Source organism: Mesorhizobium sp. WSM4829 (assembly GCF_055811475.1).
In genome coordinates, this window is the sequence record NZ_JBVVQJ010000001.1 from 417757 (window position 1) to 443904 (window position 26148).

28 protein-coding genes are annotated in these 26148 nt (G+C 62.8%); 19 read left to right on the forward strand and 9 right to left on the reverse strand.

What is annotated here, in order from left to right:
- Positions 1-120 precede the first annotated feature (120 nt).
- The 3 genes from AC0L17_RS01875 to AC0L17_RS01885 are packed head-to-tail and all read left to right on the forward strand — an operon-like array spanning position 121 to position 2835.
- Entirely contained in the window at positions 121-1230 is a 1110-nt protein-coding gene (locus tag AC0L17_RS01875; protein ID WP_473514538.1) for a fatty acid desaturase family protein, read from the forward strand.
- Positions 1231-1285: 55 nt separating this feature from the next.
- The gene (locus AC0L17_RS01880) at positions 1286-1600 is read left to right on the forward strand and encodes a Rieske (2Fe-2S) protein (protein ID WP_128244598.1); all 315 of its coding nucleotides are present in this window, start codon (positions 1286-1288) and stop codon (positions 1598-1600) included.
- Between the two features lie 5 nt (positions 1601-1605).
- Entirely contained in the window at positions 1606-2835 is a 1230-nt protein-coding gene (locus AC0L17_RS01885) for an NAD(P)/FAD-dependent oxidoreductase (RefSeq protein WP_473514539.1), read from the forward strand.
- A gap of 100 nt (positions 2836-2935) precedes the next feature.
- Here the strand turns inward: AC0L17_RS01885 and AC0L17_RS01890 are convergent, their stop codons facing one another.
- The 5 genes from AC0L17_RS01890 to hslV form a co-directional block, all read right to left on the reverse strand.
- Entirely contained in the window at positions 2936-3895 is a 960-nt protein-coding gene (locus tag AC0L17_RS01890; protein ID WP_473514540.1) for a DUF1402 family protein, read from the reverse strand.
- 245 nt (positions 3896-4140) lie between these two features.
- On the reverse strand, positions 4141-5454 hold the full coding sequence (hslU, locus tag AC0L17_RS01895; protein WP_473514541.1) for an ATP-dependent protease ATPase subunit HslU: 1314 nt from the start codon (positions 5452-5454) through the stop codon (positions 4141-4143).
- Between the two features lie 4 nt (positions 5455-5458).
- Entirely contained in the window at positions 5459-6058 is a 600-nt protein-coding gene (locus tag AC0L17_RS01900; protein ID WP_473514542.1) for a DUF2585 domain-containing protein, read from the reverse strand.
- A 40-nt stretch (positions 6059-6098) separates the two neighbouring features.
- Positions 6099-6644 carry a GNAT family N-acetyltransferase gene (locus AC0L17_RS01905; protein WP_473514609.1) on the reverse strand — a complete coding sequence of 182 codons (546 nt, stop codon included), beginning with the start codon at positions 6642-6644 and terminating at the stop codon, positions 6099-6101.
- Between the two features lie 73 nt (positions 6645-6717).
- On the reverse strand, positions 6718-7269 hold the full coding sequence (gene hslV, locus AC0L17_RS01910) for an ATP-dependent protease subunit HslV (protein WP_123146230.1): 552 nt from the start codon (positions 7267-7269) through the stop codon (positions 6718-6720).
- Positions 7270-7504: 235 nt separating this feature from the next.
- Here hslV and hisB point away from each other — a divergent pair, with 235 nt between their 5' ends.
- From hisB to coaA, 9 genes are all read left to right on the forward strand, one after another.
- Positions 7505-8104: an imidazoleglycerol-phosphate dehydratase HisB gene (gene hisB, locus AC0L17_RS01915; RefSeq protein ID WP_091592962.1), complete on the forward strand. Its 600-nt coding sequence runs from the start codon at positions 7505-7507 to the stop codon at positions 8102-8104.
- 3 nt (positions 8105-8107) lie between these two features.
- A complete protein-coding gene (locus AC0L17_RS01920) occupies positions 8108-8584 on the forward strand; it encodes a DUF2628 domain-containing protein (RefSeq protein WP_287213982.1) in 477 nt (158 codons plus the stop codon).
- Between the two features lies 1 nt (position 8585).
- Positions 8586-9236: an imidazole glycerol phosphate synthase subunit HisH gene (hisH, locus tag AC0L17_RS01925; RefSeq protein ID WP_287319187.1), complete on the forward strand. Its 651-nt coding sequence runs from the start codon at positions 8586-8588 to the stop codon at positions 9234-9236.
- Positions 9237-9240: 4 nt separating this feature from the next.
- Positions 9241-9531 carry a DUF1330 domain-containing protein gene (locus AC0L17_RS01930; RefSeq protein WP_023796919.1) on the forward strand — a complete coding sequence of 97 codons (291 nt, stop codon included), beginning with the start codon at positions 9241-9243 and terminating at the stop codon, positions 9529-9531.
- A 3-nt stretch (positions 9532-9534) separates the two neighbouring features.
- Complete coding sequence (gene hisA / locus AC0L17_RS01935; RefSeq protein ID WP_473514543.1) at positions 9535-10284, forward strand: 1-(5-phosphoribosyl)-5-[(5-phosphoribosylamino)methylideneamino]imidazole-4-carboxamide isomerase; 750 nt, start codon at positions 9535-9537, stop codon at positions 10282-10284.
- A complete protein-coding gene (locus AC0L17_RS01940; protein WP_473514544.1) occupies positions 10281-11117 on the forward strand; it encodes an arginase family protein in 837 nt (278 codons plus the stop codon). Before hisA ends, AC0L17_RS01940 begins: the two co-directional genes overlap by 4 nt.
- A complete protein-coding gene (hisF, locus tag AC0L17_RS01945) occupies positions 11114-11908 on the forward strand; it encodes an imidazole glycerol phosphate synthase subunit HisF (protein WP_473514610.1) in 795 nt (264 codons plus the stop codon). Before AC0L17_RS01940 ends, hisF begins: the two co-directional genes overlap by 4 nt.
- Positions 11909-11999: 91 nt before the next feature.
- Positions 12000-12326, forward strand: coding sequence for a phosphoribosyl-ATP diphosphatase (locus AC0L17_RS01950; protein ID WP_023796915.1), 327 nt, complete (start codon positions 12000-12002; stop codon positions 12324-12326).
- A gap of 24 nt (positions 12327-12350) precedes the next feature.
- Positions 12351-13310 (forward strand): type I pantothenate kinase, encoded by a 960-nt coding sequence (gene coaA, locus AC0L17_RS01955; RefSeq protein WP_473514545.1) that lies wholly within the window; start codon positions 12351-12353, stop codon positions 13308-13310.
- Between the two features lie 238 nt (positions 13311-13548).
- On the opposite strand, the gene AC0L17_RS01960 is transcribed toward coaA, so the two are convergent.
- The 4 genes from AC0L17_RS01960 to AC0L17_RS01975 all read right to left on the reverse strand — a co-directional run bounded on the left by AC0L17_RS01960 (position 13549) and on the right by AC0L17_RS01975 (position 17379).
- The gene (locus AC0L17_RS01960) at positions 13549-14166 is read right to left on the reverse strand and encodes an alpha-ketoglutarate-dependent dioxygenase AlkB family protein (protein ID WP_473514546.1); all 618 of its coding nucleotides are present in this window, start codon (positions 14164-14166) and stop codon (positions 13549-13551) included.
- Positions 14167-14534: 368 nt separating this feature from the next.
- Entirely contained in the window at positions 14535-15008 is a 474-nt protein-coding gene (gene lysM / locus AC0L17_RS01965) for a peptidoglycan-binding protein LysM (protein ID WP_236377976.1), read from the reverse strand.
- Between the two features lie 180 nt (positions 15009-15188).
- A complete protein-coding gene (gene arfB, locus AC0L17_RS01970) occupies positions 15189-15626 on the reverse strand; it encodes an alternative ribosome rescue aminoacyl-tRNA hydrolase ArfB (protein ID WP_023796911.1) in 438 nt (145 codons plus the stop codon).
- Positions 15627-15768: 142 nt separating this feature from the next.
- Complete coding sequence (locus AC0L17_RS01975; RefSeq protein WP_473514547.1) at positions 15769-17379, reverse strand: phosphoenolpyruvate carboxykinase; 1611 nt, start codon at positions 17377-17379, stop codon at positions 15769-15771.
- Positions 17380-17723: 344 nt separating this feature from the next.
- Here AC0L17_RS01975 and AC0L17_RS01980 point away from each other — a divergent pair, with 344 nt between their 5' ends.
- The 7 genes from AC0L17_RS01980 to AC0L17_RS02010 all read left to right on the forward strand — a co-directional run bounded on the left by AC0L17_RS01980 (position 17724) and on the right by AC0L17_RS02010 (position 26146).
- A complete protein-coding gene (locus tag AC0L17_RS01980) occupies positions 17724-18425 on the forward strand; it encodes a response regulator transcription factor (protein ID WP_023796909.1) in 702 nt (233 codons plus the stop codon).
- 141 nt (positions 18426-18566) lie between these two features.
- Entirely contained in the window at positions 18567-20348 is a 1782-nt protein-coding gene (locus tag AC0L17_RS01985) for a stimulus-sensing domain-containing protein (protein WP_473514548.1), read from the forward strand.
- Between the two features lie 120 nt (positions 20349-20468).
- Positions 20469-20930 (forward strand): HPr kinase/phosphorylase, encoded by a 462-nt coding sequence (locus AC0L17_RS01990; protein WP_473514549.1) that lies wholly within the window; start codon positions 20469-20471, stop codon positions 20928-20930.
- A gap of 162 nt (positions 20931-21092) precedes the next feature.
- The gene (locus AC0L17_RS01995; RefSeq protein WP_027152037.1) at positions 21093-21494 is read left to right on the forward strand and encodes a PTS sugar transporter subunit IIA; all 402 of its coding nucleotides are present in this window, start codon (positions 21093-21095) and stop codon (positions 21492-21494) included.
- Entirely contained in the window at positions 21491-21787 is a 297-nt protein-coding gene (locus AC0L17_RS02000; RefSeq protein ID WP_473514550.1) for an HPr family phosphocarrier protein, read from the forward strand. The genes AC0L17_RS01995 and AC0L17_RS02000 overlap by 4 nt, the downstream gene beginning before the upstream one ends.
- Positions 21788-21978: 191 nt before the next feature.
- Positions 21979-23379, forward strand: a complete 1401-nt coding sequence (gene ahcY, locus AC0L17_RS02005; RefSeq protein ID WP_128168861.1) for an adenosylhomocysteinase — start codon at positions 21979-21981, stop codon at positions 23377-23379.
- A gap of 187 nt (positions 23380-23566) precedes the next feature.
- Positions 23567-26146, forward strand: a complete 2580-nt coding sequence (locus tag AC0L17_RS02010) for a sensor histidine kinase (RefSeq protein WP_473514551.1) — start codon at positions 23567-23569, stop codon at positions 26144-26146.
- Positions 26147-26148 lie beyond the last annotated feature (2 nt).

Genomic DNA, 26148 nt, shown 5'->3' on the forward strand with positions numbered 1-26148 from the left:
TGGTAAATGATAGAAACTATCTTCATGATGTTGAGCCTATCACGGCTTGGCGTTATTTTAGGGCATAAGCACCTGTGGCAGAGGCACCCGTTCCGACGGATGCCGACGGAGGCAGCCTCAATGGAAGCGACACTATCCGTAATGCCGTCCCGGCGAGACTACAGCCTGCTCGGCCGCGACGCGAAACGCGCCGTCGAGACCGGGCTGGCGGCGGCCGAATGGTATCATACCGACGTGCCCCGCAAGCAGATGAAGGAGCTGATGCAGCGCTCCGATGGGCCGGCGATCCGCGACACCATCATCTGGCTCTCCGCCCTGGTCGTGAGCGGCGCCGGCGGCGCCTGGTTCTGGGGCACATTGTGGTGCGTGCCGTTCTTCTTCGTCTATGGCGTGCTCTACGGCTCTTCCACCGATTCACGCTGGCACGAATGCGGCCACGGCACCGCCTTCAGGACGCAGTGGATGAATGATGCGGTCTATCAGATCGCCTGCTTCATGATCATGCGCAACCCGGTGACCTGGCGCTGGAGCCATACACGGCATCACACTGACACGGTCATCGTCGGCCGCGATCCGGAGATCGCGGTGATGCGCCCGCCGGACCTGTTGCGCGTCGTGCTCAATTTCTTCGGCATTGTCGATGCCTGGCATGCCATGAGCGACATGGTGCGCAATGCGGCCGGCATCATCAGCCCGGCGGAAAAGACCTTCATTCCCGAGCAGGAGCAGCCAAAGGCGATCCGCATTGCCCGCATCTGGACCGCGATCTATGCCGCGACAATCGCGCTGGCGCTTTATGGCGGCTCGTTCCTGCCCTTGATGCTGGTCGGTCTGCCCAGGCTTTACGGCGCCTGGCATCATGTCATGACCGGCCTGCTGCAGCACGGCGGCCTCGCCGAAAATGTCATCGACCACCGCCTCAACAGCCGCACGGTCCACATGAACCCGATCAGCCGCTTCATCTATTGGAACATGAACTACCACGTCGAGCACCACATGTTCCCGATGGTGCCCTATCACGCGCTGCCGAGGCTGCATGAGCTGATCAAGCACGACCTGCCGGCGCCGACGCCATCGATCCTGGCCGGCTATCGCGAGATGGTGCCTGCCTTCCTGCGCCAGCTGCGCAATGAAGACTATTTCCTCAAGCGCGAACTGCCGCCGACTGCCAAGCCTTATCGCGAGGAATTCCACAACGATAACGACGCTGTCGCGGCAGCAGCCGAATGATATGCGCGCCTGTGCCGGGGCACGTTGACCAAGCAAAATTATGCCGGGAGGACCAATGAGCGACTGGGTCGAGGCCTGTGGTGCCGATGACATCGACGAAGAGGACGTGATGCGGTTCGACCATGGCGGCCGCACCTTCGCCATCTATCGCAGTCCCGACGACGAATATTTCGCGACGGACGGCCTTTGCACGCATGAGAAGGTGCATCTGGCCGACGGGTTGGTGATGGACGACATCATCGAATGCCCGAAGCACAATGGCCGCTTCAACTACAAGACCGGTGCAGCCAGGGGCGCGCCGGTCTGCGTCAATCTCAGGACCTATCCGGTCAAACTCGACGCCGGCAAAATCCTCATTCAGATCGGGTGACGGTGATGGCGAAAGGAATGCTCATCATCGGCGCCGGCGAATGCGGCGGGCGGGCTGCCCTGGCGCTGCGCGATCTCGGCTATGATGGCCCGGTGACGCTGGTCGGCGACGAGCCGCATCTGCCCTATGAGCGGCCGCCGCTGTCGAAGGACGCGATGGCCGGCGATGCGCCGGTGATCAAGGCGATCGCCAGCGACAAAATCCTGGCCGAGAGATCGATAAGGCACATCCATTCGGTTCAGGCGGTGGCGATCGACCGCGCTGCGCATGTCGTGCGCCTGTCGGACGGCTCGGCGCTGCCATACGACAGATTGCTGCTGGCGACCGGTTCCCTGCCGCGCAGACTGCCAATGCCGGGCCTCGGGCCGCGGTGTGCCTATCTCCGGACCTTCAACGACGCGCTGGCAATTCGAGCCCATCTCCGCGCCGGAAACCGCATCGCCATCATTGGCGGCGGCTTCATCGGTCTTGAGCTCGCCGCCGCAGCACGCAGACTGGGCGCAGTTGTCACCGTCATCGAGGCGCAGCCGCGCATCCTGATGCGCGGCGTGCCGGCCGAGATCGCCAAGATCGTCCACCAGGCGCATGAAGCCGAAGGCGTCAAAATCCTGTGCGGCGACGCAATCGCCGCGATTGCCGATGACGGCGCCGAGGTGAGCATCGCGCTTGCCGGCGGGCAGGACATCGTCGCCGACCTGGCGGTGATCGGCATCGGCGCTGTGCCGGTGACCGGACTTGCCGCAGAAGCGGGCCTGACGATCGACAACGGCATAGCCGTCGATGCCGAGCTTCGCACCAGCGATCCGGATATCTTTGCCGCCGGCGATTGCTGCTCGTTTCCGCTTGCCGTCTATGGCGGCCGGCGCGTGCGGCTGGAGGCCTGGCGCAACGCGCAGGAGCAGGGCGCGATTGCGGCCAGCAACATGCTTGGCGCCGGTGAGGCCCACGCGGCTGTGCCATGGTTCTGGTCGGATCAGTACGGCCTGACCTTGCAGATATCTGGGCTGTCGGACGAGGGCAGCAAGGTCGTGCGCCGCGACCTCGACGACGGCGCCTTCATCCTGTTCCATCTGGCGCAGGACGGCAGACTGGTCGCAGCGAGCGGCATCGGTCCGGGCAATTCTGTCGCCCGCGACATCAGGCTGGCCGAGATGCTGATCGCGAAAAGGGCAAAGCCGGCGCCTGAGGCGCTCGGTTCGCAAACGATCAAGCTGAAGTCGCTGCTGGCGGCGTGAGCCCGGTGCGTGCCGATTGTCGAAAGCAGGCGATGAGGGGCAGCGCAAACGCCTAAGGGGCGACTTCGGTTTCAGCTCAAAGTCCAGATCTCAACACCCACTAAAACAGCGCGTTGAGCTCCGGCAGTTTGTCGTTGACCAGCCAGCCGTAGTAATTTTCCTCGGGCAGCTTCTCCGGTTCGCCCGCGGCGCGGCGCCTGTCGTTTTCGGCCTTCAGCGCATGGGCGCGCTGCTCAGGATTGCCGACATTGTAGAGCGTCGATGTGATGCCGGGATTGCCCGATATGTCGAAGCCGGCAATGCTCTGATAGGCATCGATCGATTTCCGGATCGTCGCCGCGACATAGTCCAAGGTCAGGTCCGGATCCATGATGGTCTTGTAGACCGCGTTCGGATCGCCGACGTCGAGCTTCGGCAGGCCGGACACCTGGTGCACGAGATCGCTCATCTGCAAGGCGGTCAGCGGATTGAGCTGGCCCAGGCCAAAGGTCTGGCCGGCATAATAGGGCTGGAAGAAAGTCGCGCCGAAGCGGTCGTCGGGGAAGCTCTCACCGCCGACGGTCTTGCCGCGAAAGGAAAGGTTCCACACCTGCTCGCGGCATTCCCAGAGCTCGTAACTATCCGATTTGCCGACGCATTCCCGGAATTGCGGCCGTTGCACGAAATCGGTGATGTCCTCGCCTTCGTAGGCGAAGGACAGCTTGCTCGACAGATAGGAGATCGCCTTGACGTAGTAGGTCTGCAGCCGGTCGTAGGCGTCGACATTGTAGGTGTGCTCGCCGACGATGGCGCCGACGATATGCATGGGATCGATGCCATAGGTCGCTGCTGCCTGCTCGATCTTGCCGCGAAGACCGGCGTCGTGCTGCAGCAGCGCATAGACCTTGCGGTATTTCGACTGGAAGGTGGTGTTGGTGGCCTGGGTGCGCCGGCTTGAGGCGCCCGGTATGTTGGGCTGCTCGACATGACTGTTGCCCGGCGGCACCATCGTCGCCGCTTCGGCGGCGAACATGGCTGTCGCCAGCGTCAGCCCGAGAGTGACGAGGATCGTTTTTTTCATGCGCCGCCGCCTGCAACAACGCATGACCCTCGGAACCGATTTTCGGGGGTCATGCGCAGAACCAACTGTACAGCGTCCTTTGCGCATCCAAAAAGCTGCGCGGCGCTGGTGTTGCCGGCAAACTAGGTAAAGCTGCAACGGGAGTCGAGAGCCCCGTCGCCCGGCAAGACAAAAGCTGGCCAGATGCTTCCATTTGGCCACACGTGCCGGCTCCGCCGGTCCGACTCTTGCGGATGGATCGCCTGCTACAGGATGAATCGCGACAGATCCGTGTTTCTCGACAGATCGCCGACATGCTTCTCCACATAGGCGGCGTCGACTGTCACCGACGTGCCGTGGCGGTCCGGCGCGTCATAGGAGATCTCGTCCAGCACCCGCTCCATCACCGTCTGCAGTCGCCTGGCGCCGATGTTCTCGACGCTGGCGTTGAGATCGACGGCGATCCCGGCCAGTGAATTGATGGCGTCGTCGGTGAAGACGAGATCGACGCCCTCGGTCTTCATCAGCGCGATGTACTGCTTGATCAGGCTGGCCTCGGTCTCGGTCAGGATGCGGACGAAATCGTCCTTTTCCAGCGCACGCAGCTCGACGCGGATCGGCAGACGGCCCTGCAGTTCGGGCAGCAGGTCGGATGGCTTGGCAACGTGGAACGCGCCCGATGCGATGAACAGGATGTGATCCGTCTTCACCGGTCCGTATTTGGTCGCGACCGTGGTGCCTTCGACAAGCGGCAGCAGGTCGCGCTGCACGCCTTCGCGGGAAACACCGGCGCCCATGCCGCCTTCGCGCGAGGCGATCTTGTCGATCTCGTCGAGGAAGACGATGCCGTCGTTTTCGGTCGATTCGAGCGCCCTGCGCACCACCTCGTCCTGGTCGAGCAGCTTGTCGGACTCGTCGCCGACCAGCACCGCGTAGGATTCCTTCACTGTCGTCTTGCGGGTCTTGGTCTTCTGGCCGCCCATCGCTTTCGACAGCATGTCGTTGATGTTCAACACGCCGATATTGGCGCCCGGCATGCCGGGGATCTCGAAGCCGGGCATGCCGCCGGTGCCGGTATCGCTCACTTCGATCTCGATCTCCTTGTCGTCGAGCTCGCCGTCGCGCAGCTTCTTGCGGAAACTGTCGCGCGTCGCCGGGCTCGCCGTCTTGCCGACGAGCGCTTCCAGCACGCGTTCCTCGGCATTGATATGGGCGCGCGCCTTGACGTCCTCGCGCATCTTCTCGCGCACCAGGCCGATGGCGATCTCGACCAGGTCGCGGATGATCTGCTCGACGTCGCGGCCGACATAGCCGACCTCGGTGAACTTGGTCGCCTCGACCTTGACGAACGGCGCACCGGCAAGGCGCGCCAGGCGGCGCGATATCTCGGTCTTGCCGACGCCGGTTGGGCCGATCATCAGGATGTTCTTCGGCATCACCTCTTCACGCATCTGGCCTTCGAGCTGCTGGCGGCGCCAGCGGTTGCGCAAGGCGATGGCCACGGCGCGCTTGGCGTCCTTCTGGCCGATGATGAAGCGATCGAGTTCCGAAACGATTTCGCGGGGCGAGAATGTGGTCATATCGCTAAATTCCACTTTGCCACTGCCGGATGGACTCGAACGGATGCAGCAGCATGATCACGTTGAGTGTCAGATTGTCCCTGATAATGTAGCCGACACCGAATTCGAAGATGAGAGCGAGGGTCACGATCACCCATATAGGAAGCCTGCGCGCCATCACAAATCCCAGCACCATCGCAAGCGTGTCCGCCACCGAATTGATGATGCTGTCGCCGTAATAGTCGAGCGAGATCGTGCCGGCGCGGTAGCGCTCGATGATCAACGGGCTGTTCTCGAGAAGCTCCCAGCCGCCCTCGATGACGACCGCAAATGCCAGCCTGAGCCCGATCGGCGAGCGCGGGAACAGAGCCCACGCCAGCGCGTAGAACAGGAAGCCGTGGATGAGGTGCGAGAATGTGTACCAGTCGGAAATATGCTGGGAATTCTCCGAGCTCTGCACGATGCCGTGCCACAGCTTGACATAGCCGCATCCGCAGATCGGCGTTCGGCCCATGCCGTAAAGGGCTCCAGCCTGGAATATAATCAGGCCGAGGACGAGCAGAAGTCCCATCCGCCAGCTGTCTTCATAGGCCGAGACGGTCTTGTCGGCGCCGCTTGTACTCATGCTGTTACTGCCCCTCTTCGGCGCCTTGTTCGGCGTCACCCTATTCGATATTGCCCTCTTGGGCGCCGCCCTCTTCCGCGTCGCCCGCTTCGGCGTCAATTGCCATCAGCACGGCGTCGCCATATTCCGATTGCCTGCGATCGATAGCTCTGAACCCGGCCTTTTGATAGGCACGGATCGCTCGTCCGTTGGATGGATCCGGGTCGATGATGACACGCGGTGCCCCTTCCTCGAACAGCTGTTCCACGAACTGCCGGACAATTGCCGAGCCGTGGCCGCGTCCGACAAGCTCGGGCCTGCCGATCGACAGATCGATGCCGAGCGTGCCGAAAGGCTGGTCGCTGTAGGGGTGGCCGTCCTCCAGATGCGGATCGTAGCTCTGCATGTAGCCGATCGGCTCGCCGTCGAGCTCGATGATCAGCGGCTCGACGGAAATGCTGTCGATATGCTCGCGGATCTGGGCGATCTCCGTCTCGGGATCGTCCCACCATTCCGCGACATGCGGCTCGGCCAGCCATGCCGCGATCATCGGCAGGTCCGCCTCCGTCACCGGTCGAAAATCATATCTATTTTCTGGTTTGGCCATGATCTCATGCGAACCGAAGGTCAGCGAAGCAAAAACCGGTTTCCACTTTTCGGGATCATGGCCAGCGGCCGGCTCAGCCGGCATCGAGCGTTTCGATGACAAAATTGTTGTTGGTGTAGACGCAAATGTCGGATGCGATCTGCATCGCCTTGCGGGCGATTTCTTCGGCATCCTTGTCGGTGTCCATCAGCGCGCGCGCCGCGGCCAGCGCATAATTGCCGCCCGAGCCGATCGCCATGACGCCATGTTCGGGTTCGAGCACGTCGCCGGTGCCGGTCAGCGCCAGCGAGACCGACTTGTCGGCAACCAGCATCATCGCTTCCAGCCGGCGCAGATAGCGGTCGGTGCGCCAGTCCTTGGCGAGTTCGACGCAGGCCCGCGTCAATTGCTCCGGATATTGTTCGAGCTTGGCCTCCAGCCGCTCCAGAAGCGTGAAGGCGTCAGCGGTGGCGCCGGCGAAACCGGCAATGACATTGCCGCTTTTGCCGATTCGGCGCACCTTCTTGGCGTTGCCTTTCATGATTGTCTGGCCAAGGCTGACCTGGCCATCACCGGCGATCACCACCTTGCCGCCCCTGCGCACGGTCAGGATCGTCGTGGCGTGCATGGTCAGTTCGTTCGACATCTCTGCTCCGATCAGCACCGGTCCCGACAAGGCGATTCATTACGGGCGATTGGCGCATTACGAGTGACTTGATGGACCCTATGTATGCATAGGTCCGACGATTGCCAACCGGTCATCGGCCAGGCTCGATACTGCTTGGCACGGCAACTGGCAATCACCGGATCATGCTGCTAGAAGGCTCTCGTTTTCAAGCATGTGGACGCTTGGAACGCCTGAACTCTGGACAAGGATGAACATGCCGCCCCGTTCCGCCAACGCAAGCCGCAAGACCAGGGAAACCGACATCTCCGTATCGGTCCAGGTCGACGGCTCCGGAAAATCCGATATTTCGACGGGCGTCGGCTTCTTCGACCACATGCTGGACCAGCTGTCGCGCCATTCGCTGATCGACATGACGGTCAAGGCCAAGGGCGACCTCCACATAGACGATCACCACACGGTCGAGGACACCGGCATCGCGCTCGGTCAGGCGCTGGCCAAGGCACTGGGCGAGCGGCGCGGCATCATGCGCTATGCCTCGATCGATCTCGCCATGGACGAGACGCTGACGCGCGCGGCGATCGACGTTTCCGGCCGTCCTTTCCTTGTCTGGAACGTTGTGTTCTCGTCGCCGAAGATCGGCACGTTCGACACTGAACTGGTGCGCGAATTCTTCCAGGCCCTGGCGCAAAATGCCGGCATCACGCTGCATGTCACCAACCACTACGGCGCCAACAATCACCACATCGCCGAGACCTGCTTCAAGGCGGTGGCGCGTGCGCTGCGTTTCGCTCTTGAAAGCGACCCGCGCCAGCCTGACGCGGTTCCTTCCACCAAGGGATCTCTGAAGGGATAGGCCATGGCCGTCTATGTCGTGATGGAACCGCCGGGCCGCGGCGAAAAGCCTGACACAACGGCCTTTGTCCGTGATGGGTTTTCCTGGCTTGGCTTCCTCGTGCCGCCGCTATGGCTGCTCTGGCACCGGTTGTGGATCGAGGCAGCACTGGCGTTTGTCGCCATGGCTCTGCTTTCGATGCTTGCCGAAGGGCTGAGCCTTGGGCTGGCCGGCCCGCTGCTGTCGCTGCTGGTATCGCTCTATGTCGGGCTGGAAGGGCAGGCCTTGCGGATCGCCGCACTGCGCCGTCGTGGCTGGCACGAATGGGGCGTCGTCGAGGCCGACAGGCTCGACGATGCCGATACGCGCTATGTGCTGGAAGCCGAAGCGCATGCGGATGAGCCAGCGCCAGTGCCGCGCATCGTTCCGGACGCTGCCCATGCCCGGCCGGCACAGACGGGAATGGTGCTCGGACTGACGCACACGCCGGGAAGACCCTGACATGCGGGTCGCGATCATCGATTACGGCTCGGGCAACCTGCGCTCGGCCACCAAGGCCTTCGAGCGCGCCGCGCACGAGGCCGGCATCGCCGCCGCCATCGACCTGACCGCCGATGCCGAGCGTGTCAGAACCGCCGACCGCATCGTCCTGCCCGGCGTCGGCGCCTATGCCGATTGCGCGGCCGGGCTGCGCGCCGTGGCCGGCATGTGGGAAGCGGTCGAGGAGGTCGCGATCGTCAAGCGGCGGCCGTTCCTCGGCATCTGCGTCGGCATGCAGCTGATGTCGGAGCGGGGCCTGGAAAAGACTGTCACGACAGGCTTTGGCTGGATCGCCGGCGACGTCAAGGAGATCACTCCGGCCGATCCTGCGCTAAAAATCCCGCAGATCGGCTGGAACACGATCGAGCTCACGCGCAAGCATCCGCTGTTTTCCGGCATTCCGACCGGCAGCAAGGGGCTGCACGCCTATTTCGTTCATTCCTACCATCTCGACGCGCAGAAGCCGGACGAGGTGCTGGCGATTGCCGACTATGGTGGTCCGGTTACAGCTGCTGTTATCAGCGACAATCTCGCCGGCACGCAGTTTCATCCCGAAAAGAGCCAGGCGCTTGGCCTGGCGCTGATCACCAATTTCCTGCGCTGGAGGCCCTAAGAAAATGAGCAAGAAAGGCTATTGGATGGCGATGGTCGATGTCCGCGATCCCGAGGGCTACAAGCAGTATATCGAGGCGAACGCGGCGGCTTTTGCGAAATATGGCGCGAAGTTTCCCGTGCGGGCGGGGCGTTATGCGAACCCGGAAGGGCCGACAGGCAACCGCCACGTCCTGGTCGAGTTCGAGTCCTACGACAAGGCGATAGAATGCTACGAATCGCCTGAATACCGGGAGGCATTGAAGTACAGGCTTGCCGCCTCGACCGGTCACTTCGTCATTGTTGAAGGCGCCTGAACGGTGATCCTGTTCCCAGCCATCGACCTCAAGGACGGCAAGTGCGTCCGCCTGAAGCACGGCGATATGGCGACCGCGACGATTTACAATGACGACCCGGCCGCGCAGGCCAGGGCTTTCGAGCAACAGGGCTTTGAATGGCTGCATGTCGTCGACCTCAACGGCGCCTTCAAAGGCCAGAGCGTCAACGGCGCGGCGGTCGGCGCCATTCTCAAGGCATCGAAAAACCCGGTGCAGCTCGGCGGCGGCATCCGCACCCTGGCGCAGGTCGAGGACTGGCTCGATCGCGGGCTGGCCCGCATCATTCTCGGCACGGTGGCGGTGCGCGATCCGGATCTGGTCAGGCAGGCCTGCAAGGCATTCCCCGGCAAGATCGCCGTCGGCATCGACGCCAAGGGCGGCAAGGTGGCGGTCGAGGGCTGGGCCGAGGCCTCTAGTCTCGGCGTCATCGAACTGGCGAAGAAGTTCGAGGGCGCCGGCGTTGCCGCCATCATCTACACCGACATCGACCGCGACGGTGTGCTGACCGGCATCAACTGGGACGCCACCATCGATCTTGCCGACGCCGTGTCCATCCCGGTCATCGGCTCCGGCGGGCTCGCCTCGATCGCCGACATCGTGCGCATGACGATGCCCGATGCGCAAAAGCTCGAAGGCGCCATCTCAGGGCGTGCACTTTATGACGGACGTATCGATCCGGCCGAGGCATTGGCGATCCTGGCGGCCGGACCGGAGAAGGCGAGGGCGCGATGAAACTCTCGATCATCCTCGCACCCTATGACAGTGGCCTTTACCATGCCGGCTTTGGCCAGGGCCCCGACGCCATAATTGCCGGCGGCCTTGTCGATGAACTTACCTTGCGCGGCCATGATGTCATCGTCGAGGACATCGGCGAGGTCGGCGATGCCCAGAGACGCGAAATCGCGACAGGTTTCGCGGTTTGTCGGGCAGTCGCCACCAAGGTCGATATGGCGCGCGACGATGAGCGTTTTCCCATCGTGCTCGCCGGAAATTGCCTGACCGCCGCCGGTGCGGTGGCTGGCGACGCCGCTGATTCGATCATCTGGATCGATCAGCATGGCGATCTCAACACGCCCGAGACGTCGGCCTACGGCTTTCTCGACGGCATGGCGCTGGCGACGACGCTGGGGCTCTGCTGGCGGCCGATGACGTCAGCGATTCCCGGCTTCCAGGCGATCGACCCGTCGCGCTGCATGCTGGTCGACGCGCGCGACCTCGATCCAGATGAAAGGCGGCTTCTCGAGACATTGCCGATCATTCGCGCCCAGTGGACCGATGCACTCGACAATGTCGGAAAGCTCAAGGCGGCCGGCGCGGCCCAAGCGCATTTGCATCTTGATCTGGATGTTCACGATCCGGATGTGCTGCAAGTGAACCGCTATGCGCTGCCGGGAGGTCCAAATCCGGAGCAGCTGCGGCAACTGGTTTGCCGGCTGGCCAAGTCGATCCCGATCGTCGGCATCACCCTGTCCGCCTACGATCCTGCCTTTGACGCCAAAGGCGAGGTTCCGCCTGTCGTTGGGCAATTGCTTGGCGATTTTCTTGCCGCGCATGCGAGGATCTGATGCTGAAAGCCCGCGTCATCCCCTGTCTCGACGTCAAGAACGGCCGCGTCGTCAAAGGCGTCAATTTCGTCGACCTGATCGATGCCGGCGATCCGGTCGAAGCGGCCAAGGCCTATGATGCCGCCGGCGCCGACGAGCTCTGCTTCCTCGACATCACCGCCTCGTCCGAAAATCGCGAGACCATCTTCGACATCGTCGCCCGCACCGCCGAGCAATGCTTCATGCCGCTGACCGTCGGCGGCGGCGTGCGCCAGGTCGCCGACATAAGAAAGCTGCTTTTGGCCGGCGCCGACAAAGTGTCGATCAACACGGCGGCGGTGAGGAATTCCGATTTCATCGCCGAGGCGGCCGACAAGTTCGGCAACCAGTGCATCGTCGTCGCCATCGATGCCAAGATAGTGTCAGGCGAAGGCGAGGCCGACCGCTGGGAGATTTTCACGCATGGCGGCCGCGAGAAGACCGGCATCGACGCGGTCGAATTCGCTCGGCAGATGGTCGATCGCGGCGCCGGCGAGATCCTGCTGACGTCGATGGACCGCGACGGCACCAAGGCCGGCTACGACATCGCGCTCACCCGCGCGGTCGCCGACGCGGTGCGTGCGCCGGTCATCGCCTCCGGCGGCGTCGGCACGCTCGATCACCTGGTCGAGGGCATTCGCGACGGCCATGCCGGCGCGGTGCTGGCGGCATCGATTTTCCATTTCGGCACGTACAGCATTGCTGAAGCCAAGTCGCACATGGCCCGAGCCGGCCTGCCGATGCGACTGGACTCGTCAGGGGATCGGCTCTAAAGCATGATCCCGAACCGAAGGTCCGCGCCAGCCAAAAAGGGGGAACCGGTTTCGGAAAAGATCATGCTTAAACAAGCAGATAGATGGCGCCATGGCTGAGTTTTCGCTCTCCGATCTGGAGACAATCATCAGGGAACGCGCGCATTCCGGCGATCCGGATTCGTGGACGGCAAAGCTGTTCGCGCGCGGCATCGACAAGGCGGCGCAGAAGCTCGGCGAAGAGGCGGTCGAAACGGTGATCGCGGCCGTTGGCGGTGACAGACAAGCCCTCGTTTCGGAAAGCGCCGATCTCATCTATCATTGGCTCGTCGTTCTGGGCGTCGCCGGCGTTCCGCTTGCCGATGTCCTGACCGAACTCGAGCGCCGCACCGGTCGTTCGGGCATCGCCGAAAAGGCGTCTCGGCAGGACCGGGGCTGATCGCTGCGGAGGGCAGGAAACTCGATGGACCAGCTCGCCCCCACCGAGAAATATTCGCCCTTCCGTTTTTTCTCGGCGGAAGAATGGTCGCAGTTCCGCGCCGACACGCCGATGACGCTCGGCGAGGACGAGATCCGTCGCCTGCGTTCGCTCAACGACCCGGTCGACCTCGAAGAGGTCAAGCGCATCTATCTTTCGCTATCTCGGCTGTTGTCGGCCCATGTCGAGGCCAGCCAACTGCTGTTCAGGCAGCGCCAGGCCTTCTTCAACGCGGTGGATGTCGTCAAGACGCCCTTCATCATCGGCATTGCCGGCTCCGTCGCGGTCGGCAAATCGACCACGGCGCGCGTCCTCAAGGAATTGCTGGCGCGCTGGCCGTCGAGCCCCAAGGTCGATCTGATCACCACCGACGGCTTCCTGCTTCCCAACGAAATCCTGCGCCGCAACAATTTGATGGAGCGCAAGGGCTTTCCCGACAGCTACGATGTCGGCGCCCTGCTGCGTTTCCTGTCGGGCATCAAATCGGGGCAGCGCAATGTCCGCGCGCCAGTCTATTCGCACCTGACCTACGACGTCGTTCCCGGCGCGTTCCAGACCATCGACCGGCCGGACATATTGATCTTCGAAGGCATCAACGTCCTGCAGCCGGGCAAGCTGCCAAAGGACGGCAAGATCGTGCCTTTCCTGTCGGATTTCTTCGACTTCGCCATCTATATCGATGCCGAAGAGGAGCTGATCCATCAATGGTACATCGCCCGCTTCATGCGGCTGCGCGAGACCGCCTTCCGTGATCCGGACTCCTTCTTCCACCGCTATTCGCAACTTTCGCACGCAGCGGCCCGCGCCATCGCCGAAGGCCTGTGGGCCAACATCAACCTGAAGAATCTGCGCGAGAACATCCTGCCGACGCGAGCCCGCGCCGATCTCATCCTGCGCAAGGGCGCCAATCATCTGGTCGAGGAAGTGGCGCTCAGGAAGCTGTAACGAAGCGGTTAACGGCGGGCAGCTCGGCCTGCCGGTCGCGATTCCGATCCTGCTCACCTGTATTCTCCTTCCCGTGGTCAACTTCGTCGTTCTCGAACGCTGGATCTTTTCCGGTCGCTCAGCCGCGGGCCTCGGCCGTGACACGAAGCGGGTGCCGGTTTTGGGAAAATCCGATGCCTGAAAAAAGTGATGCGGCGATACGGCTCGACTTGAAAGTCCGCGCTTTTGCGCGACAGCATTAGCCAGGATAGGTCACCCGCCGCAGCGTCAGGTTGATCCGGCCGCCATTCCTGAGCAGTGCCGAGGTCGACGGATAGATACGGTCGACGCCGTGGAAACAGAGGCGGCCTTCGCCGCCGAGCACGACGACGTCGCCGCTTTTCAACCTGAACGATTTGGTGCTGCCTTCGCGCGTGCTCTGGCCGACCCTGAACAGGCAATCGTCGCCCAGTGAAACGGAGACGACCGGCGCGGAGAAATCGATCTCGTCGCGGTCCTGATGAAGGCCCATCTTCGCGTCGGGCGAATAGAAATTGACCAGGCAGGCCTCCGGTGGATGGGGATAGGCAGACACCTCGCGCCACAGCTCCAGCATCACGTCCGGGATTGGCGGCCAGGGCGTCCCGGTCACCGGGTGCGTCGGCTGGTAGCGATAGCCGTGCTGCTTGTCGGTGACCCAGCCAAGCGAACCGCAATTGGTCATGCGCACGCTCATCTCCTTGCCGGTGCGCGGCATCGCCGGCACGAACAGCGGCGCTTCCTGCACGACCTGCCTCACATCCTCGACCAGCGCTTCCTGCACGGCGCGGGACAGATAGAGGGGCATGTGGCGGACGCCTTTGGGCAGAACGAGCATCAGCTTGGTCGCTTCATCGGGTTCATCTGGCGGACAATGCCACCAACAAACGAGAACGGCGACCCGAAAGCCGCCGTTCTTGTCCTTGGATGGCAATCGCCAGCTTAAGGTGTGGTGAGATTCAGGTCAGGCCGAGCCGGAGTCGAAGACGGGCGCGAAGCGACCAAACAGGTGGTTTCCGAGAACCGGAGCGGAGCGTACTTAAGTACGTGAGCCCGCGCATGACCCCGAAATCGAGATCGATTTCAGGTCATGCGCAAAACCAAAGTTCTACAGCGTCCTTTGCGCGCCCAACAAGGCGCGCGGCGCTGTAGTAAGCGCAGGAAACCGCCGTTTGCAGGCCGGCATCACCTGAATATCAACATACCTTAGTCGAGATCCGGGATGCGCAGAACCTGCCCTGGATAGATCTTGTCCGGGTCGGTCAGCATCGGCTTGTTGGCCTCGAAAATGATCGTGTTCTTCGCACCCTTGCCCTTGCCATAGCTCTTTTCGGCGATCTTCCAGAGATTGTCGCCTTTCTTGACTGTGTAGAAGGTCGGTTGCTTGGCCGGGGCTGCGGGCGTGCCGGCCTCGGGTGCGGCGACCTGCAATTCATCCGCCTGCACCTTGGACACACCGAGCGTGTTGCCGACGGCGATGATGGCTTTTTCGAAGATCGACTGATCCTTGACTACGCCTTTCAGCACAGCCGTATCGCCCTTGACGTCGACTTCCACATTGTCGGTGCCGAGCGCGTGCGAATCGAGTTCCTTCTTCAGCGTATCGGCGGTTGGCTCCGGCTCATCGTCGCCGAAGCCGAGCTTCTTGCCGACGCCCTTGACGAAATCAAACATGCCCATCTGCGGTCTCCTTGCTGTGACGAATACCGAACTTGCCACCTGCAACCTCGAATTGGAAGCGGTCTCGACCGCGATCGATGTCGCGCCTGCCGCATCGGCCCAGAACTCGGAATCGATTTTTGGAAAAGCACCATGCGTGGCTGCCCGAGCGCGCACCCTTTGCGTCCGGGTGGACGCGCGTCAATCGTCGTCAACCCGACCGCGCAGCTTCTTGATCGTGCCGCGCCCAGCCTTGGTCTTCAGCCGCCTTTCGACCGCGCCTTTCGACGGCCTCGTCTTCTTGCGCGGCGGCGGCGGCGGTTCGGCGGCCTTGGCAACCAGTTCGGCAAGCCGCGCCCGGGCGTCCGCCCGGTTCTGCTCTTGCGTGCGGAAGCGTCCGGCCTCGATGACGATAACGCCGTCCTTGGTGGCGCGCTGGCCGGCCAGCCTTATGGTTCGCTCGCGGACGCGCTCCGACAGGCCCGGCGCATTCGCCGCATCGAAGCGCAATTGCACCGCCGTCGCCACCTTGTTGACGTTCTGGCCGCCGGGGCCGGACGAGCGGATGAAGTCCTCGTGCAGGTCATCCGGATGGATCACCGCATCGTCGGCAATGATGATCTTGTCGTCGGCGTTCATGCCGCAGTCATGGCGCGGCGAACGAAAAAAGAAAAGGCCCCCCGGGTCGGGGCTTCCCGATCCCGGCCCGGGCGTACCCGATCCCCGGGTCGGGCCCTTGCCCGATCCCGATCCCGGCCCGGGCCTGGTAGCCGGCTGGCGACTATTCCGCGGCTTCGCGCATGCGCGGCGCGGCGCCGAGCACGATGGCGTCGACATGCGGTTCGAATTTCTCGAAATTGACGGCGAACATGCCGACCAGCCTTGCCGCCTGCAGGTCATAGGCTGAGGTATCGGCCCATGTCGATCTTGGATCGAGAATGGCACGGTCGACGCCCGCGACCGCCACCGGCACCTCGAAACCAAAATTGGCGTCGGTCCGGTAATCGGCCCCTTTCAGCGAGCCGTCGAGCGCCGCGGCGAGCAGCGCCCGCGTCGCCTTGATCGGCATCCGCTTGCCGGTGCCGTAGGCGCCGCCGGTCCAGCCGGTGTTGACCAGCCAGCAATCGACACCGTGATGGGCGATCAGCTCGCGCAGCAGATTGCCGTATTCCGACGGATGGCGCGGCATGAACGGTGCGCCGAAACAGGTCGAAAACGTCGCTTCGGGTTCGGTGACGCCCTTTTCGGTCCCTGCCACCTTGGCGGTGTAGCCGGAGAGGAAATGATAAATCGCCTGCGCCGGGGTCAGCCGGGCGATCGGCGGCATCACGCCGAATGCGTCGGCGGTCAGCATGATGATGTTTTTCGGGTGACCGGCGCGGCCTGTCTTGCTGGCGTTGGGGATGAAGTGGAGCGGATAGGCGCAGCGCGTGTTTTCAGTGAGATTGCCGTCGTTGAAATCCGGCACGCGGCCGGCGTCGAGCACCACATTCTCCAGCACAGTGCCGAAGCGCTGGGTGGTGGCGAAGATCTCCGGCTCGGCTTCGGCCGAAAGCTTAATCGTCTTGGCATAGCAGCCGCCTTCGAAGTTGAAGATGCCATGCGGACCCCAGCCGTGCTCGTCGTCGCCGACCAGCGTGCGCGACGGATCGGCCGACAGCGTCGTCTTGCCGGTTCCCGAGAGGCCGAAGAAGATGGCCGCGTCTCCGCCGGCGCCTTCATTGGCCGAGCAATGCATCGGCATCACGCCCTTCGCCGGCAACAGATAGTTGAGCACGGTGAACACCGATTTTTTCATTTCGCCGGCATAGGAGGTGCCGCCGATCAGCACGATCATGCGCGAGAGGTCGACGGCGATCACCGTTCCGGTTCGGGTGCCGTGGCGGACGGGATCGGCACGGAACGACGGCAGGTCGATGATCGTCAACTCGGGCACAAAATGCTCGAGCTCGGCGGCTTCCGGGCGAATGAGCAGATTGCGGATGAACAAGGAGTGCCAGGCAAACTCGGTGACGACCCGGGTCGTCAGCTTCAAGTCCTCATCGGCGCCGCCGACCAAATCCTGCACATAAAGATCCTTGCCCGCCGCGTGGGCGCGAAAATCGGCGAGCAGCGTGTCGAACTGGGCCGGCGAAATCGACTTGTTGTTGTCCCACCAGACATGCGGCCCGGTGGTCTCGTCGCGCACGACGAATTTGTCCTTGGGCGAGCGGCCGGTGTGCTGCCCGGTCTCGGCGACCAGTGCGCCATGCGCGGTAAGCCGGGCCTCGCCGCGGCGGATCGCCTCCTCGTAAAGGACGGCCTCGCCGAAATTATAGCGCACCACGCCGGTGGTTTTCAGGCCGATCCGGTCGATCGCCCATGCGGGATTGCGTTTGCCGGCTTCCGACATGAGGGGTTCCTTCTTCGATTGCAGCATCATGGCCGGCGAACTTCCGGAGCCCCCAACGATGGAGACTGTAACGGTCAGAACCAGAAAAGCCAAATGATATCAAATATTTAATCGATTTAAATATTTTGAAAGTTGTTTAAATCGTTTATATGTGCGAAAAATCAGGCGGGTGCCCAAAGGATTGGCGGTCTGTATCGGTCCAATCCATGTTGAGGTTAAATTGTGGCCGCCGGCATGCCGCTCGTGACAGCGGACGAAGCCTGTGCCACATTTTGTACCTAATTTGTCCTGCAAAAGCCCCTTCTCGACCAAAGAAGGGACAGCTCATGAGGGAGCCACTTGAAATGGCAACAATCGCGCTTGTCGACGACGACCGCAACATTCTGACTTCGGTGTCGATCGCCCTCGAATCGGAGGGGTATCGCGTCGAAACCTATACGGATGGGGCGTCGGCGCTGGAAGGTCTGGCGGCGCGCCCGCCGAATCTCGCCATCCTCGACATCAAGATGCCGCGCATGGACGGCATGGAGCTTCTGCGCCGGATGCGCCAGAAATCCGACCTGCCGGTGATCTTCCTGACCTCCAAGGACGACGAGATCGATGAGCTTTTCGGCCTCAAGATGGGCGCCGACGACTTTATCCGCAAACCCTTCTCGCAGCGTCTTCTGGTCGAGCGGGTTCGCGCCGTGCTGCGCCGTGCCAGCGCCCGCGAGGCGTCGGCCAAGACGCCCAACCAGCAGGCCCGTTCGCTTGAGCGCGGCCAGCTTGTCATGGACCAGGAGCGCCACACCTGCACCTGGAAAGGCGAGCCGGTGACGCTTACCGTCACCGAATTCCTGATCCTGCATTCTCTGGCCCAACGCCCCGGTGTGGTAAAAAGCCGTGATGCGCTGATGGATTCGGCCTATGATGAGCAGGTCTATGTCGATGACCGCACCATCGACAGTCACATCAAGCGCCTTCGCAAGAAGTTCAAGGCCGTCGATGATGACTTCGAGATGATCGAAACCCTTTACGGAGTCGGATATCGGTTTCGCGAAGCGTAAATAGGCAATAGGCAGTAGGGAATAGTCGGTAGTCAGTTTTGAATGGTGCGAACGGCCACTCAGCATCGCCGCGACCTCAGCCAACCATTTCTCTATTCCCTACTGCCTACTCACTAATTACTAAGCGGGGGCTGCTATTCGATGGCAGTGGACGTAGAGCGAGTGAGACGGACGGGCGCCCGGCGCCCGTCGCGGATTCTGCCCGCATTCCTGTCGAGGATCACGGTGCCGATGCGCCGCTTCCTCGGCCACCATATCTTTTCCAGCCTGACGCGGCGCATTCTCTTCCTCAACCTCGCCGGCCTGGCCGTCCTGGTCACCGGCATTCTCTACCTCAACACGTTTCGCGACGGGCTGATCGATGCCCGCGTCGAGAGCCTGATGACCCAGGGCGAGATCATCGCCGGCGCGATCGCCGCATCGGCGACGGTCGAGACCGATTCGATCAGCATCGATCCGGAAAAGCTGCTTGAACTGCAGGCCGGCGAAAGCCTGGGCCCCGGCTCCGATCAACTCGACAATCTGGACTTTCCGATCAATCCGGAGCGCGTCGCGCCGGTGCTCAGGCGCTTGATTTCGCCGACGCGGACGCGCGCCCGGATCTATGACCGCGACGCCAATCTGCTGCTCGATTCGCGCCACCTCTATTCGCGCGGCCAGATCCTTCGCTACGATCTGCCGCCGACCGACAAGGAAGAGCCCGATCTTCTCGAGCGAATCCAGAAATTCGTCTTCGACTTTTTCCGCAACACCGCGCTGCCGGTCTACCATGAGCAGCCGGGCGGCAACGGCGCTGCATTTCCGGAGGTGGTCAAAGCGCTTACCGGCAGCCCGTCGACCATCGTGCGGATCTCCGAACAGGGCGAGCAGATTGTTTCGGTCGCCGTGCCAATCCAGCGCTTCCGCGCCGTCCTCGGCGTGCTGATGCTGTCGACGGAAGGCGGCGACATCGACAAGATCGTCGCGGCCGAGCGCAAGGCGATCCTGCGCGTCTTCGGCATCGCCGCCCTTGTCACCGCCATCCTGTCGATGCTGCTTGCTTCGACCATCGCCAACCCGCTGCGCCGGCTGTCGGCGGCGGCGGTCAGGGTGCGGCGCGGCGTCAAGAATCGCGAGGAAATCCCGGACTTCTCCGATCGGCAGGACGAGATCGGCAATCTGTCGATCGCCGTGCGCGACATGACCAATGCGCTCTACGCCCGCATCGAGGCGATCGAAAGTTTCGCGGCCGACGTATCGCACGAATTGAAGAACCCGCTGACCTCGCTGCGCAGCGCGGTAGAGACCCTGCCTCTGGCCAAGAACGAGGCGTCGCGCGCCCGGCTGATGGAGGTCATCCAGCACGACGTCCGGCGGCTGGACCGTCTCATCACCGACATTTCCGATGCCTCCCGTCTTGACGCCGAGCTCGCGCGCGAAGACGCAGGAACCGTGGATCTCAAGAAATTCATCACCGATCTGGTCGACGTTTCGCGCACGGCCACGCGCAACAAGAAGACGGTCGACATCGAGTTCAAGGTCGCCAAACTGCCGCAGGGCGTCAAAGGCTATTTCGTCGCCGGCCATGATCTGAGGATCGGCCAAGTCATCACCAACCTGATCGAGAATGCCCGCTCCTTCGTTCCTGAGGAGCGCGGCCACATCGCCATATCGCTGGCGCGCGCCGGCAAGGTCAACATCATCACCGTCGACGACAATGGTCCCGGTATAAGGGCCGACAACATCGACCGCATCTTCGAGCGCTTCTACACCGACCGGCCGGCCGGCGAGGCGTTCGGCCAGAACTCGGGTCTTGGCCTGTCGATCAGCAGGCAGATCGTCGAAGCCCATGGCGGCACGCTGACCGCCGAGAACATCCCGGGCACCAAACCCGGCGAGATCAAGGGCGCGCGTTTCGTCGTGACACTGCCGGCGGAAGGCTGACGCATGATCCCGAACCGAAGGTCCGCGCAGCGAAAAGTGGGAACCGGTTTTCGGACAAGATCATGCGTGAACCAAAAAGCATGATCCCGAAAAGTGGCGACCGGTTTCCGGACAAGAATCATGCCTGAGCCGACTGTGAAGGCTGAGAACATTCACGGCACGGCGATCCTGATCGGCGAGCGTGGTGTCCTCATCACGGGACCGTCCGGGTCGGGCAAGACGACGCTGGCGTTCGCCCTCATCGATCATTGCCGCCAACGTGGATTGTTTTCGCGGCTGATCGGTGACGACAGGCTCCTCGCGGCCGATCACGCGGGGCGGCTGGTCTGCCGGGTGCCCGCTCCCATCGCCGGCCTCGCCGAGGTGCCCGGATTCGGCCCGCGGCCATTGTCGTTCGAGCCCGGCGGCGTCATCGACCTTTGCGTCCGGCTGGTCCCGACAAGCGAAATGGACCGCTTCCAGGAAGATGCCAGCGAGTTCATCGCGGGCTGTCCGGTGCCGCGTATTGATCTTGCCGAACGCAATGTTCCGGCGGCCCTGCCGGCCGTGATGGCGCGGCTGCCAATTACGCCTTTCGTATGATGCGATTTCGAATTGTTGCTGCAATGCGTCAAAATGGCCTGCGCCTGTGCAATTTTGGGCTTGTCAACGCGCCTCGCGTCGACAAGATAGCGCTCCCGCCGCCTGAAAAGGCCGGCGAGCATGAAACGCCTGTGAATCGGCGATGACGGGAGCCACCAAAGAATGATCGGACTCGTGCTTGTAACGCACGGTCAACTGGCCGCCGAATTCCGCCATGCCGTGGAACATGTCGTCGGGCCACAAGACAGTTTCGAGACCGTCGCGATCGGCGCCGATGACGATATGGAGCAGCGCCGCAGCGACATCATCGATGCCGTTGCCCGTGTCGACACGGGAGCGGGCGTCATCGTCTTGACAGACATGTTCGGCGGCACGCCTTCCAATCTTGCAATTTCGGTGATGGAATCCGGTCGTACCGAGGTCATTGCCGGCATGAACCTGCCGATGCTGATCAAGCTGTCCAGCATTCGCAAGGGCGACAATATGAGCGCAGCGCTGGACGAGGCGCAGGCGGCAGGCCGCAAATACATCAATGTCGCCAGCCAGCTTCTGAGCAGCAAATGAGCGCGCTGTCGGCCAACAAGGGTGACATCGTCCGGGAATTTCCAATCGTCAACCAGCGTGGCCTGCATGCCCGCGCCTCGGCAAAATTCGTTCAGGTTGCCAGCGGCTTCGACGCCTCCGTCCAGGTCGAGAAGGACGGCGTCACGGTTGGTGGCACCTCGATCATGGGCCTCATGATGCTGGCGGCAAGCCCCGGCTATTCGATCCGCGTCTCCGCCAGCGGCCCGGAGGCCGAGCAGGTGATCGACGCGCTGGAGCAACTGGTCGCCTCCCGCTTCGGCGAAGAGTCCTGACGCCTGGAGCGCGTCGCGGCTGAACCCGATTTCGCGCCGGCGCGCCTCTGAGGACATGCACGGATAAAGATTTCTTTATATCCCATTGTCGTCCGACCGACGATCTGCTAGTCAGGCCGGCAACTCGCGCCCTTCGACACGCCTTCCGGCGCGGGCGCATCCCGAAGACAATTCTTGATCGGAGCACTGCCATGACGGGTAGCAATGACTATGTGGTCGCCGACATCTCGCTTGCCGGCTGGGGCCGCAAGGAGATCGAGATCGCCGAAACCGAAATGCCGGGCCTGATGGCCTGCCGCGAAGAATTTGGCAAGGCGCAGCCGCTCAAGGGCGCGCGCATCACCGGCTCGCTGCACATGACCATCCAGACGGCGGTGCTGATCGAAACGCTGAAGGCGCTCGGCGCCGAGATCCGCTGGGCCTCCTGCAACATCTTCTCGACCCAGGACCATGCGGCCGCGGCCATCGCCGAGGCCGGCATTCCGGTCTTCGCGGTCAAGGGCGAGTCGCTCGAGGACTACTGGGTCTACACCGACAAGATATTCCAGTGGGCCGATGGCGGCACCTCCAACATGATCCTCGACGATGGCGGCGATGCCACCATGTACATCCTGATCGGCGCGCGTGCCGAAGCCGGCGAGGATGTGCTCTCCAATCCAGGCAGCGAGGAGGAAGAAATCCTGTTTGCCCAGATCAAGAAGCGGATGGCGGCATCGCCCGGCTTCTTCGCCAAGCAGAAGGAGGCGATCCGCGGCGTCACCGAAGAGACGACGACCGGCGTCAACCGGCTCTATCAGTTGCAGAAGAAGGGCCTGCTGCCGTTCCCGGCGATCAACGTCAACGACAGCGTGACCAAGTCGAAATTCGACAATAAATATGGCTGCAAGGAATCGCTGGTCGACGGCATTCGCCGCGGCACCGACACGATGATGGCCGGCAAGGTTGCGGTCGTCTGCGGCTATGGCGACGTCGGCAAGGGCTCTTCGGCGTCGCTCAAGGGCGCCGGCGCCCGCGTCAAGGTCACCGAGGTCGATCCGATCTGCGCATTGCAGGCGGCAATGGACGGCTTCGAAGTCGTCACCCTCGAAGATGCCGCCCCGACCGCCGACATCATCATCACCACCACCGGCAACAAGGATGTCGTCACCATCGACCATATGCGGGCGATGAAGGACATGGTGATCGTCGGCAATATCGGCCACTTCGACAACGAGATCCAGGTGGCGTCGCTGCGCAATCTGAAGTGGACCAACATCAAGCCGCAGGTCGACATGATCACCTTCCCGGACGGCAAGCGGATGATCCTTTTGTCGGAAGGCCGCCTGCTCAATCTCGGCAACGCCACCGGCCACCCGAGCTTCGTCATGTCGGCGTCCTTCACCAACCAGGTGCTGGCCCAGATCGAGCTGTACAGCAAGCCCGGCCAGTATCAGAACCAGGTCTATGTCCTGCCGAAGCATCTCGATGAAAAGGTCGCGCGCCTGCATCTCGACAAGCTCGGCGCCCGGCTTACCGAACTGTCCGGCGAACAGGCCGCCTATATCGGCGTGACCCCGCAGGGACCGTTCAAGCCGGAACACTACCGCTATTAACCACAGCGGAAATTACCACTAGATATTGAGGCCGGGCGATTGACTTTCGCCCGGCTTTATTTTTGCGCGGATTGATTCTTCACGCCGATTCGCGCAAGCGCTATGGTGCTGATTCGCGGGCCCGGGGACGAGGGCCGAGGCCCGCATCAGGGCGGTCTTGCATTCAGGCGGCGAAGAGGACCAGGACATGCCGGGGGATTACCCGCCTTGCGCGGGACAGGCCGTTTCCGGCGGCCACAACGATATGGCGACCACGGGTTCCGCTGCCAGAGGCGGAAGCCTCTTATGGCGCGCTGGCGCCCGCGTCGGAAAATTGCTTGCTTGTTCCGCGCTCGCCGGCCCGCTGCTTGGCCTTTCGGCACACGCTGGACCGGCTGCTGCATCCCACGCGGCTGGGCCCAAAACCGGGCTGTCGGTCAGCACGGTCGAGGTCATGCAACTCGCCATGTTTGTCGGCGTCATGGGCGCGGCACTTGTCTCGGCCATTTTCCTGATCCGCGAACGGGCGCGCACCTCGGCCCAGAATGGCGAACTCAGAGCCCGCCTGGCCGACGTCAACGCTGCGCTGCAGCGCTCCGAGGCGCTGCTCAACCTGCGCGGCCAGCGTGTCGTCGTGTGGGCATCGGAAAACAAAAAGCCCGAGCTCGTCGGGACATTGCCGGTTGAAAGCGGGGCTCCGGAAGACCGTGCCGCCTTCCTCGCCTTTGGCCGTTGGCTGATGCCGCGCTCGGCGGCGGCGCTCGAGAATGCCGTGGCGGGACTGCGGGAAAAGGCGAAGCCGTTCGATCTCGTCATCGAATCGCAGGCCGGGGCGCCGCTCGAAGTGCACGGCCGCAAGAGCGCAGCACACATGCTCGTCCGCTTCGTCTCGCTTTCTGAAACGCAGCGAAGCGAGGCCAGGCTAAGAATTGAGAACCAGCGCCTTGCCGCCGACTATGACACCATGCTCGGTCTTTTCAACGCACTCAGCATGCCAGCCTGGCTGCGCTCGGCGGACGGGCGGCTGAAATGGGTCAACCGCGCCTATGCCAGGGCGGTCGAGGCGGAAAACGCCGAAGCTGCGGTTCGCGACGCGAAGGAGTTCCTGGGCGGCCAGGCGCGCGATGCGATCGCTGCGCAGCACAAGTCGCATCCCGTCTTCGAGCAGGCGCTTTCCACCGTGATCGAAGGCGACCGCCGCATGTTCGCCGTGACCGACTTCGCCGGCGCGGACGGCTCGGCGGGTCTCGCCTGCGACACCAGCGCCATCGAAACGATCCGTAGCGAATATGAGCGGACCGTGCGCAGCCATGCCGACACGCTCGACCAGCTCAACACCGCCGTGGCGATTTTCGATACCGACGAAAAACTGCAGTTTTTCAACCAGGCGTTTCAGAAACTATGGGGTCTCGACGCCGGCTTCCTGCACAGCGCTCCGGACAACGCCTTGTTGCTCGACCGGCTGCGCAGCGAAGGCAAGATCGCCGAGCAGCCCGAATGGCGGCGCTGGAAGGAAAGCCTGCTTGGCGCCTATCGCGCGGTCGAGTCGCAGGAACATTGGTGGCATTTGCCGGACGGCAAGACCATCCGCGTCGTCGCCAATCCGCAGCCCAAAGGTGGCGTCACCTGGGTGTTCGAGAACCTGACCGAGAAGATGGACCTTGAAAGCCGCTACCAGACCGCGGTGCGGGTCCAGGGCGAAACGCTCGACAATCTTGCCGAAGGCGTAGCCGTGTTCGGCCCCGACGGCAGGCTCAGATTGTCGAACCCGGCATTCGCAGCACTTTGGGGGCTCGACGCCGACGCCGCCAAGTCCAACGTTCACGTCTCCACGATCCGCGATCTGTGCGACCGGCGCGCCGCCGACAGCCCCTGGCGCGGGTTCGTTGCCGCCGTCACCGGTTTCGACGACGAGCGCCGCGACCGCCACGGCCAGACCGAGCTGAACAACGGCACCGTGCTGCGCTACGCGATGATCCCGCTGCCCAACGGGCAGGTGATGATGACCTTCGTCGACGTCACCGACAGCGTCAATGTCGAGCGGGCGCTGAAGGACAAGAATGAGGCGCTGGAAAAATCCGACCAGCTCAAGAACGAGTTTGTGCAGCACGTCTCCTACGAGCTGCGCTCGCCGCTGACCAACATCATCGGCTTCACCGAGCTGCTTTCGCTGCCCTCGACCGGGCCATTGAACCAGAAGCAGAGCGAATATGTCGAGCATGTCAGTTCGTCTTCCTCGGTCCTGCTCACCATCGTCAACGACATCCTCGATCTGGCGACCGTGGATGCCGGCATCATGGAGCTCGATATCTCCGAAGTTCACGTCGACCGGACCATCGCTGCCGCTGCCGAGCTTGTTGCCGACCGGCTGGAGGAGCATGCGATCAGGCTCAAGATCGATGCGACCACTGCGCCAAAGACGTTCCACGGCGACGAAATCCGAATCCGCCAGATCCTCTACAATCTGCTGAGCAATGCCGCGAACTACGCACCGGAGGCGAGCACCATCACGCTCGCCTGCCGCTCGCTTGCCGAAGGCGTGGAATTCTCCGTTCACGACGACGGTCCCGGCATGCCGCCGGACCTGCTCGATTCCGTGTTCCGCCGTTTCGAACCGCGCACCAATGGCGGCCGCCGGCGCGGCCCCGGCCTCGGCCTGTCGATCGTCAAGAGCTTTGTCGAACTGCATGGCGGCAGTGTCCGCATCGAAACCGGCAAGGACATGGGCACCACCGTCATTTGTGCCTTTCCCGACACGCCGTCCGGCATCCGCGCGGCGGCCGAGTAGCG